3 protein-coding genes are annotated in these 10896 nt (G+C 58.9%); 1 reads left to right on the top strand and 2 read right to left on the bottom strand.

Annotated features, from left to right (window positions below; all coding sequences use genetic code 11):
• Window positions 1–17 precede the first annotated feature (17 nt).
• Window positions 18–290 (top strand): hypothetical protein, encoded by a 273-nt coding sequence (locus tag KW848_RS07320; protein WP_218536435.1) that lies wholly within the window; start codon window positions 18–20, stop codon window positions 288–290.
• A 123-nt stretch (window positions 291–413) separates the two neighbouring features.
• On the opposite strand, the gene KW848_RS07315 is transcribed toward KW848_RS07320, so the two are convergent.
• Both KW848_RS07315 and KW848_RS07310 read right to left on the bottom strand, forming a co-directional pair.
• Window positions 414–1265, bottom strand: coding sequence for a PoNe immunity protein domain-containing protein (locus tag KW848_RS07315; RefSeq protein WP_218536434.1), 852 nt, complete (start codon window positions 1263–1265; stop codon window positions 414–416).
• Entirely contained in the window at window positions 1262–10828 is a 9567-nt protein-coding gene (locus KW848_RS07310) for a DUF637 domain-containing protein (protein ID WP_375154706.1), read from the bottom strand. The genes KW848_RS07315 and KW848_RS07310 overlap by 4 nt, the downstream gene beginning before the upstream one ends.
• Between the last annotated feature and the right edge of the window lie 68 nt (window positions 10829–10896).

Below are 10896 nucleotides of genomic sequence, written 5' to 3'. Positions count from 1 at the left end.
TAAACGAGGTTTCACCTATGGCTAGATACATGCCCCTCACCGGAATCGACTTGATCCCGGCTTCTCTGCTTATTGATACCCAAGCGCCACTCGACGTCCTGCAAGCGATGGCGGATTACCGCATTCGCACGGTCACTCAGGTGCTGGAGAACATCGCCTTTCGCGCAGAAATCGGCTGCGACACAGTCGTGCTGTCCGACTTCTCAAAATTGCTCGCCATACCGTTGCGCGATGGTTGTGATTTGATGGATGTGATTGGCAGACGGTTGCGGGCTCAGACTGCGGAGTGAATGAAAATGGGCGACCTGTAGGTCGCCCGTTTCACATTGCGCATTCAACTAAAGCTACGTCAATAGGCGCAGGCGTTGGGATAGATTTGTGGTATTTCCTCAGAATCTGTCCCCTTTCCTACGCTAAATCCCAAAAAATCCAAACCAACTCCGCGCCTTTTTTTCTAGCTGCGGTGTATGTGTGCTCGGGCCGTTTGGGCGCAGCAAGTCGCCTGGATAATGTGGATGCCCCAAACATTGGCTGTCATCTAATCCAAAAGCTTCAACTGCTGCTACAGCTTCGATGCACCAACGTCCAAAGTAGCTGCCCTTTTCCAGCGGATGCTTTTCAGGATCGCCGTACTGGTACCACCATGGCTGTTGCTTGCCGCCCCGGTTAAGTTCCGTGTACCAACAATTGACAAACTCTTTCAGCAGTATCGCCTGTTGTTCCTTGGGGGCATCGATGGTCTTGAGCAATCGGGCATAAGGTTTGTCATGCAGGAGGACATCTCCAATGACGCGTGATGGCTGGCGGCTGGCGACTATTCGATCCAGCAAGATGTCGTTGCCTTCTCCACCAACGAGGGCCAGCAGTCGGTTCCACTGATCGTCAGGAATGTGCAAGACAAGCGCCAGCCCAACAAGCCATAAACACCAGATATAGTGGTTGAGGTCGGATAGATCGAAGACCCAGTCGCGACAGGTTTTCAGATTATGTTCGGCACACACTCCGTCTGCCAGGTCATTCGACAATTCCCAGGTATCGAGAAGTTGGGGGAACAACTGACCAATCTCAGAAACAGAATCGCCTTGGGAATAGCGCCGGAGAATAAGACGCAAAATATCCCTTGAAAGATCAAATGAGAATTGAGGGTCGTACACCGGATTCTGTGATGGCTCAGATAGAAGTTTTTCTGCTTTTTCTATCCAGGCAAAATCTTTAGCCACTCGCTCACGCCAGTAGTTTATGTTCGCCATCGAGTCTCGGATCATGGCTGTGCTCCTGAAAGATTTGTTTTTGAAGCTAATATTTGGGACGTATCAATGGGCTTTGGTTTGCCTAAAGAATCGAGCACCTGGATCTCGGTTGCCCCATCCACCCCCGTCCGCACAACCCATGTCTCAGTACGGCCTGTCTTGACGGCGATAGCGATATCACGAGCTGAATCAACACCCACTGCCTTTTCCAACCGCCCGGCCCCCAGCGTCCAGCTTTCACTCGCCTGCTTACCATCGTTCGTGTTTATCAGGCTCGTGTTGCCACCTTTTTTGGGGTCCCCGACAAACTTGTATTCGATAACCACATAATCTACATCCGGACGATTGACTCGAAACAAGTCGTCAATGCCCGTCTCGCCCGCCCCCTGCATTCTCGCCAGTTTTTCTCCTTCAGGCACTATTTGCCGCACCGTCGCTTCACCGAACACCTCACCGATGACTCGTTTCTGATCATTGCTGAGGTATTTCAGATCGATCAGCGCGTTGCCTTTACTATCAACAATGCCTCCACTTTTTATGAAGGCCTGCTCCGCCAGGCGGTCTATCACCTCATCCAGTTTTTTACCGATAGCCTCGGCGGCCTTTTCCGAAAGCTTGCCCCCAACTTTCGCTGCGCTCCCCGCGCCAGAGACGGCGAGGAGCGTTCGAATGGCCAACAACGTGGTTTGAGCGGTATGTACATCCTGCCCGTAGATGGTGTTCAGCTTGTTGGTAAGGTCGTCACTGAGGCTAACGGCGGTTCCTTCTCCAATCGCGTGACCACTCTCTACAAATCCGTCCACCACGCTTTGGGGCAGCGCCTTGGCGCCCTCCCACAACCCATTCAGTACAACATCGGGGTGCTCGGTGGCCAGCTTTGCGAGATCTACAGCACCATTTTTTATCTCAACGCCAGAATCCTTCAGTTCTTTGAGCAAACCTGCGCTCAGGTCACGGTTTACGCCGCTTTGAACGAACTGCTGATAGAACTTCGGATCAGCTGTATCCGCAAACATTTCTGGCCGGAAAAGCTGTTGCCCTTTTGCGGTGAACAGCGCTTGTTGTCCGCCGAGGTCATTGGTGAATGTCTGCCCGGAATTGCTCAAGAAGGTTTGCGCTGCACTATCGTCGCCATCAGTCAGGATGGATCGCCACAGGAAGTCAACATCCTTGAGCGCTTGCTGGCTCAAGCGTTTCATGGCTTCGTCTTCACTGATGCCATTTTTCTCGGCAAACTCTTTGGCATGCCCCTTGATCCAATCTTGCTCGTCGGCATGAAGCTGACGGTTGTACAGCGTCCCATTCTGCGCGACCCAAGACCCGAGTTGCAACTTGCCGGAATCCGCATCAGGGTCTTGAACAGCAGTCGCCAGCACTCCTATCAGTTGCGAGTTCATGGCCAACAGTCGATCCCTATCCGCTTTCGGCATCCCGGCATACACCGAGGCCAAACTGTCGACCAGGGCTTCGTTAACCCCTGCCGCCAAGGCACCCGTTTTAAAATCACCGCCCGCAGCGAGCGAGGCCAAGCCCCCCATCACCGCGTGCAGGCCGATTTTGGCGAGGCCTCCGTTCGGTAGGTCGTTCTGTAGGCCGATATCACCCACCAGGTTGAAACCATAGGCAGCAAACGCATTCACCAGACTGCTTTGCAAGGCATCACCAAGGCTGCCGTCGCGACCCAGTGCTTTATTGAGCACTGCAGAGGTGCTGTTTTGCAGAGCCTGGTTTGCCGTGAACTGGGCGATACCTTCCAGGCTGCTCAACCCGCCGGAGTTGGAAACGGCAACTTTGCCCGTGTTAGCCAAAACCCCATTGGTGGAATCGGTCAACGCAGTGCCTGGGGCGGTAGAGGTGCTGGTCCAGTCATTGAAGAAACCAGCGGTAAGACCGGCGGTGCCTCCGGCCACGATGTAGTTTTTCAGATTGTCGATGCTGAAGGTTTCTTTCAGCGCAGCGCCAATGTTGCCCTTATTGTTGATCGTACTGACGGCCGCCGTACTGGCTGCCGAGGTGATCACGGCGGTAAGGGCCGCGTTCGCCCAACCTGCGGCCACCGCACCTTCGGTGGCTGTCGCTGCAAGACCTGCCGACATGGCCGACGTAGAGCCGGCGGTTGCGCCCGCAGCGGACCCCAGAGCACCGGAGGCTGCACCGGCGGTGAAGTAGGTGACGATGATAATGATGATGAGCATTGCCGGGCCGCCCAGCCCAGAATGACTTTCATCCCAGCTGTCATGCAGCTCTTTCACTTGGCGCCAGTCCACGTCGCCCCGTGCTTCAGCTTTCTTTAGCCAAGCCATGCTCGGGTCAGCTTGCACCATGGCATCGATCGCCTGGCTCACGCTTTGTTGGTTGATGGCTTTGACATCGATGTGTAATCCATCAACTGCGTTGATGAGCGTCTGGCCTTTAGCCGTAAGCTGGCTCTGCCGCAGCGTTTCGTCAACCTGACCTTTGTTTTCCATGCTGGTCCACGCCCAGCTATTGCTGCTCTTGTCGTGGCTCTCCTGATGAGAGTCCTTCACCGCTTCAAAGGTGATGCTGCCGCCGCTGTCGAGGGTAATGTCCTTGCCACTCTCAAGCTTGGCCCCTTGGTACAGTTGATCGCCGCCACTGACCAGTGTCAGGTTGCCACTCGACTTGATCTCGCTGCCGATGTATTTCACATCGGTCACTTCGTCGCGCTGGGTTTTCTTCGCGCCGAAGGAGCCCTTCTTCTTCATGTCATACAACGAGTAGTCGCTGTCTTGCGCCGCCAGCAGCTCGAGCTTGTCACCCGCCACCAAGTAGGCCTCATCCCCAGCGGTGATCTTGCTTGAGATCAGCGTCAAATCCTTGCCTGCATTCAGGGTAATGCTGCCGCCCGCATTGACTGTGCTGGACACTTGGCTGACATGGTCCTCCTGACTCGTCACCTTCTTACTCTTGCCATACGAGTGCTGCTCATCCGCCGCCGAAGCCAGGGTCAAGTCGCCAACAGCGCTCATGCTCACATCGCGTTTGGCGTCGATCTGGCTGGCGATAGCGGTGATATCCCGTCCGGCATTGACCTTCAGGTCCTGCCCGACATCAATGTCTGAGCCATATTGGGTAATGGTCTGATTGCGGTGCAGACCCTGCTCGCCGCTGACGATCTGTTCAGCGGAAGTGAGGTTGACGTCGCGACCGGCAGTGATCGTGGTGTCAGCCCCGCTTTTCAGCACGCCGCCAACGTTGTTGATATCGCGTCCGGCGTTGAGGGTGAGCGAGTTGCCGGCTTCGATGCGGGCGGCGTTGTCGACGAAGTCGGTGCGCTCGCTGCGATAGCCGCTGCTGCTTTCGTGGGTGGTGACGGTGCGTTCGTTGATCACATCGCCCCGGGCGGCGGTGAGCGTGACGTCACGGCCGGCGATGATGCCGCCGGCCTTGTTGACGATGTTGTTGCCGGCTTTCAGGTCGAGGCGATTGCCGGCTTCCACCAGGCCGCTGTTGACCAGGTCGTTGGTGGCGGTGGCCGACAGGTTGTTGGAGGCGCGCAAGGTGCCGGCGTTGTTCAGGTCTTTGCCGGCGATCAGGGTTACGTCGCTGCCCTGGATCAAGGCACCGTTGGCGGCCAGGCGATTGTTGGCGTTGGCCAGGTACAGCACCGGCACCAGCACTTGCTCGCCGTTCACTTCGGCGTTTTCCATCCAGACAATGTCGTGGGTCAAGGCCGCGACTTGCTCGGAGGTCAGGCTGACGCCCAGCGACAGGTTGAGTTCTGTTTTGCTGGCGATGGCGTTGTTCATCAGGTATCTGAACAAGCCTTCGTCGCTGGTCTGGCCATCGATGAAACGCTGGCCGGTGCGAGACACTACCGCTTGCTGGATCAGGCGTTGTTCATAAAGGCCATCGCCCAGGCGCTTGGCACTTTGGTCGGGGTCGTAACCCAGGTTCGACAACAGGTAATCCGAACTCATGAATTGCTTGAGGTCGGTGAGTATCGGGTTGGTTTCGATCAGGTATTTTTGGGGTTTGGACTGGCCGCTGCTGGCCGGCACCCCTTGGACACGATTAACGGTAAAGGCTGTGGAACGACCAGGCAGTGCCGAGCCGGTTGAATTGGCCGTCGGTGTGCTGACGTCGATCGCGCTGGCACCGACGCCCACGTTCGACGCCTGATGATCCGCCGGGTTCAGGGCAACGCTGCTGGCCGAGGCCTGCGTGTTGCTGCCCAGTAGAATGTCCCGTGGCTGGACGCTGGGCAGCGATTGTTGACGCTGGGACGGGGTGACGCTGGCGCCGCCCATGGTCCAGCTTTGCGGAGCGCTGGCCACTGGCGTGCTGCTGTCTTGTCCGCTCAGGCGGAACAAGCCGTTTTGCCCGGTGGGCAGGCTGAAGCCAGGCAAGGTCAGCGGGTTGACTTGCTGTTGGGCCAGGTTAGGCGGCAATTGTTGATTGACGGTGATGCGCGTGGAGAACTGGCTGCCCGAAGCACCGGTGCCCGTGCGGGGACCACTGCCCACGTAGCTGTAGCCAGCGCGTACGACGCTGTTGTCGATGTTGTTCTGGGCGTTGATGTTGACCGCACCCGCAGCCTGGATAATGGCGGCATAGCTCTGATCGCCGGTGGCCAACTGGGTGACCTGGCGGAACTCGGGCATCTCGACTTCGGTGGTGCCGATGAAGTCGGCCATTGCCGCTTCCAGGCCGGTGAGGTGGTTGGCGTCATAACCGCTGCTGGCAAACCAGTACTGATTGGTGAAGGCGCTGGCGGCATCAAGCCAGCTGCCGGCGCCGTTGTCCCGTTTGCTGCGGTACACCCGCACCGTTTCGGTATCGTTGGTCTCTACGCCGGTGTTGGTCAGGTTGTTCAGCGTAGCGGTGAGGTTGCCGCTGGTGGCGATGGTGCTGCTCTGGTTGAACAGGTCGCCGCCGTTGATGTTCAGATTACCGCCAGCGGTGATGCTGGACGCCGCACTGGCGGCGGTCACTTCCAGTTTTTCACGCTGGGTGATATCCCAGGTATGAGTTTCCTTGCCGCCGCCGCAGTCATTGTGGTAACCCGGCCGGTAGCACGCACCCTCATCAATCCTGGCGGTGTAGATACCGCCATTACTGATGGTCAACAGCGCCCGGATGTTCTGTATCGTGCTCGCCGCCAGGCTCATGCTGCCGTCGCTTTGAATCGACGCCGAACTGTTGACGATGCTGTCGGCCTGGGCGCCTTGCCCATTACGGTCAATCGTGAGATTGCCCAGGCTGTAGATGTTGGCGTAGCTGTTGTTCAGCGCATTGACCCGCAGGCTCATGTTGCCGCCGCTGAAGATCAGCCCGCGGTCATTGACCAGCGAGCCGGTGGTCACGGTCAGCGCTTGACCGCTGCCCAGCGCGCCCTGGTTGTAGATACCCCCCGCGTTGACGGTCAGGTTAGTCGCCGAGGTCAGGCGACCGACATTGCTCAATTGGCCCCCCACCGTCACCGAGGTGTCACCGCCGCCGGCGATGGTCGAAGCGGCGTTGAGGTTCACTTGCGCGGCACTCAGTCCGAGCGTCCCGAGGCTGCTGAGCCGGCCATTGCCCCAGTATGTACCGCCGAGGTTGAGGCTTAGCGTGCCGTCACTGGCGATCAGTCCATCGTTGTACCAATTGCCGCCGGTACCGACGAGGCTGGTGGAAGCGAGCAGTTGGCCGCTGGCGGTCTGGCTGAAGTTATTGACGTTGACGTTCAGGCGTCCGGCCTGGATGACGTTGCTGTTGCTCCAGCTGTCGGCGTTGAGGGTCAAGCCGCCGCGGGTGACGATCGAGCCACCAGCGCCGGTGACGTTGGCAGTGGAAATGTCGAAGGTGCCGTTGCCCACGTGCAGCAGACTGCCGCCACCGTTGAGGAAGCTGCCAACCGCCATGCTCAGGTCGCTGTTGGCGCTTTCCAGGGTGCCGTTGCGGTTGTCGAACAGGCCGCCGATCTGAAAGTTGGTTTTGCCACTGGTGCCAAGTGCACGCAGTTGACCGGTCTGGTTATCGAGGCTGGCCGCCTTGATCGATAAGGTGCTGTCGCTCTCGATGATGCCCAGACGGTTGTTCAACGCGCCGCTGAGGTTGAGGTCGATCTGTTGACCGGCGATCTGGCCATCGTTGTCGCCGCTGTTGTCAAAATTGTTGCCGGTGACGTTGACCTTGCCTTTGGCGTAGAGACCGCCGTTGCGGTTGTCGAAGTTGCCGGTGGCGATGATCGCGTCGCCGCTTTGCGCAGCGATACGCCCGCCGTAGTTGTCGATGCCGGCCAGCACAGTCAGGTTCAGGCGCTGGGCCTGGGTGACGCCGCTGCGGCGGTTGTTGTTCAGGTCATAGCCGTTTTTCAGCACGCCGGTCAGGTTGGCCGTGAATGCTGCTTGCAGACTGGCGAGCACGCCGCCGCGGTTATCGAGGTTGCCGGCCTTGATGGACAGGTCACCGTCCTTGGCGACGATCCGACCGCTCTGGTTGTCGATATCACCGCTGATGGTGAGGTTCAAAGCCCCTTGGCTTTGCAGGGTGCCCTTGGCGTTGGTGAGGCTGGCGGCCTGGATTTGCAGGTCGCCATTCTGGCTGTAGATCTGGCCGTCGGCGCTGTTCTGCAGCGTACCACCCGTGGTGATGGTCAGTAGATCATTGGCCGCGATAGTGCCGAGATTGCGGTTGTCCAGGTCACCGGTAAGCAGGGTCATCAAGCCTTGGCTGGCGAGTTGGCCGCCCTGGTTATTGATGTGTGTGGTGCGTTGCACCCGCAGCGGGCCGGCGCTGGCCAGTTTGCCGTTGGTGTTGGTCAGGGCACCGAGCAGGTCGAGGGTGACGGCAGCGTTGCCGATCAGGTTGCCGCCAGTGTTATCCAGTGTGGTGCCGGTGAAACTGAGGTCCTGTTTTGCGTTGACCGAGCCGCCGGCATTACCCAGGGTCATGGCCTGCATGGCCAGGGTCGCGCCGCTGTCGATCAAGCCGCCCTGAGCGTTGTTGAGCAGACCGCTGAGGGTCAGGGTCTGGGCGCCACCACTGGAGAGGATGCCGCCGTTGCTGTTGTCCAGGCTTGCCGCATTGACGCTCAGGGTTTTCTGGCTGACCAGCGCACCTTCGCCGCTGTTGAGAATCGCACCGCTGACGCTGACGACCACATCGCTGTCGTGACTCGACAGCGTGCCTTTGTTGCGGTTGTCCAGGTTGTTGCTGGTGAGGTTCAGGCCCTGCCAGCCAGAGATCAGGCCGCCCTGGTTGAGTACTGTGTCGGCGTTGACCGTCAGCAAGTTGCTGCTGATCAGTTTGCCGCCGCTGTTATCCAGGGCGCGGGATGTCAGGTTGAGGCTTTGGCTGCTGGAGATTTCGCCGCTGCGATTGTTCAGGTCGCGCAGGTGCTGGATGCTCAGCAAGCCTGCGGTGGTGATCAGACCGCCGCTGTTGTTCAGGTCGCCGGTAACCGAGCCGAAGTCGATGGCAATCGCGCTGCCCAGCAAAGAACCGTTCTGGTTATTCAGGTCACTGCTGTTGATAGTCAGGTCGTCGGTGGCGTTGATCAGCCCCTGGTTCTGGTTATTCAGCAGCCCGTCGAGATTCAGATTGAGGTTGGCACGGCTGGTCAGCGTGCCGCCGCTGTTGTCCAGGCTGGCGGCTTTGACGTCGAGTGCCGCGGCGGCGATCAGGCCTTTGAGGTTGGTCAGTGCCTGATCGATGCGCAGGGTCAGATTCTGATTGCTCAGCAGTTTGCCATTGCTGTTGTCCAGGCTACGAGCGGCAAGCGTGAAGGCCTCGGCGCTGGAGATTTCGCCGCCATCGTTGTTGATGTCGGTGAGGTTCTTGAGCATCAGCAATGGCGCGCTGATCAGGCCATTCTGGTTGTTCAGCTGACCCTTGTTCAGATCCAGCACCAGGGACGTGTTGCTGAACAGTTGCCCGTCTTGCTGATCAAGGCCGGTGACGCTGGCAGTCAGCGCACCGACACTGGCGATGCGACCGCCATCCTGGTTAGTCAGTTGGGTGGCCGTCAGGTCCAGACTGGCGCCGCTGTTCAATCGACCGGTGTGGCTGTTATCCAGTGCGCCGGTGTTGACGATCACCGCGCCCTTGCCGCTGATGCTCCCTTTGTTGCGGTTATCCAGGCTCGCGCTTTTGAGTGTGATGCCCGCGTCAGTAACGATTTCGCCGCCCTGATTGAGTACCGCGCCGCTGGTGGTCAACGTCAGCGGCCCGAAAGCGGAAACGCTGCCCAGGGTGTTGGTCAAGCTGGCGGCCGTGACCCCGAGCGTCCCTTCAGCGCTGAGCAGGCCCTGGCTATTGTTCAGGTCACCCGTGAGATCGAGCGTCAGGTTTTTCTGACTCAACAGTGAGCCGCCACTGTTGTCGAGATCGCGTCCCGTCAGTGTCAGGTCGGTCTTGCCCGAGAGCAGGCCTTTGGCGCGGTTGAGCACTTGAGCAACCGTCAGGGCCAGCGCGCCTTCGGCGAATACCTGGCCGCCATCGCTGTTGTCCAGACGGTTGCCGACCAGGGTCACATCTGACTTGCTCGACAATTCACCACCGCGGTTGTCGACCGATTCCACGTTCAGGTGCAGGGCGTTGGTCGCACCGACCAGGCCGCCAAACCGGTTATCGAGGTTGATGCCCGTCAGAGTGAGCCCACCGGTTGCGATCAACTGACCGCCCTGGTTGTTCAGGGTCGCGACGCTGGCCGTGACATCGGTTTTACCGGCGATCTGGCCACGGGTGTTGTCCAGGCTATCGGTGCTGATGTGCACGTCACCGTCAGCGATGAACGTGCCGTCTTGATTGACGAGTTGACCGTCTACCGTCACCCCGAGGGCGCCGCGACTACTGATCAAGCCGCCGGTGTTGTCCAGACGGGCGCTGTGCACCTCCAGGGTCTGTGCGGCAATCAGGCCCTTGATGCTGGCGAGCAGTTGATCGATGTGCAGGGTCAAACCTTGAGTGCTGATCAATTTGCCATTGCTGTTATCCAGGTTCTGCGCGGCCAGTGTGAAGGCCTGGGCGCTGGAGATTTCGCCGCCGCGATTGCCCACTTCATCGACGTTGAGTTTCAGCGCTTTTGTCGCGCCTACCAGACCGCCGTTGCGGTTATCGAGCCCTTTGCCATTGAGGGTCAACATCCCCTGGGCAACCAGTTCGCCACCCTGGTTGGTGAATTGCGCAACCTTGGCCGTCAGATCGGTTTTGCTGGAGATACGGCCGCCGCTGTTGTCGACGCTGATTGCCTCCAGTTGCACCGCACCCGCCGCGCTGAGCAAGCCGCCGCGGTTATCCAGATGAGTGCCATTGAAGTTGATGGCGGCCTGGCTGTTGAGCAGACCTTGCTGGCGGTTATCGAGTTGTCCGACGGTCAGTTGCAGGTCTTTGCCAGCGCGTACTTTGCCGGTGCGGTTGTCCAGCGAATCGCTACGCGGGGTCAGCCGATCCTTGCCGATCAGGCTGCCATTGCGGTTGTCGAGGCTGCCGGTCTGCAGGTCGATCACGCCTTTGGCGCTCAGGTCGCCGTTCTGGTTATCAAACAGGCCATTGATACGTGCGGTGAGACTGCCATCGCTGACCAGGCTGCCGTCATGGCTGTTATCCAGACTGGCGGCGCTGATGCTCACGGTCTGCCCGGAACCCAGCACACCGTTCTGGTTATTCCGCATCAATTTAACAGGGAGTTGGTGTCCGA

Origin of the sequence: Pseudomonas sp. PDM25, assembly GCF_019219045.1 — a bacterium.
Lineage (GTDB): Bacteria > Pseudomonadota > Gammaproteobacteria > Pseudomonadales > Pseudomonadaceae > Aquipseudomonas.
Note: the sequence above shows the minus strand (reverse complement) of the source record. Positions and strands in the feature narration are given on the sequence as shown.

What these genes read in the sequence shown, in the direction of transcription:
- KW848_RS07320 (WP_218536435.1), top strand. Translation starts at nt 18, where the DNA reads ATGGCTAGATACATGCCCCTCACCGGAATCGACTTGATCCCGGCTTCT.
- KW848_RS07315 (WP_218536434.1), bottom strand. Translation starts at nt 1,265, where the DNA reads ATGATCCGAGACTCGATGGCGAACATAAACTACTGGCGTGAGCGAGTG.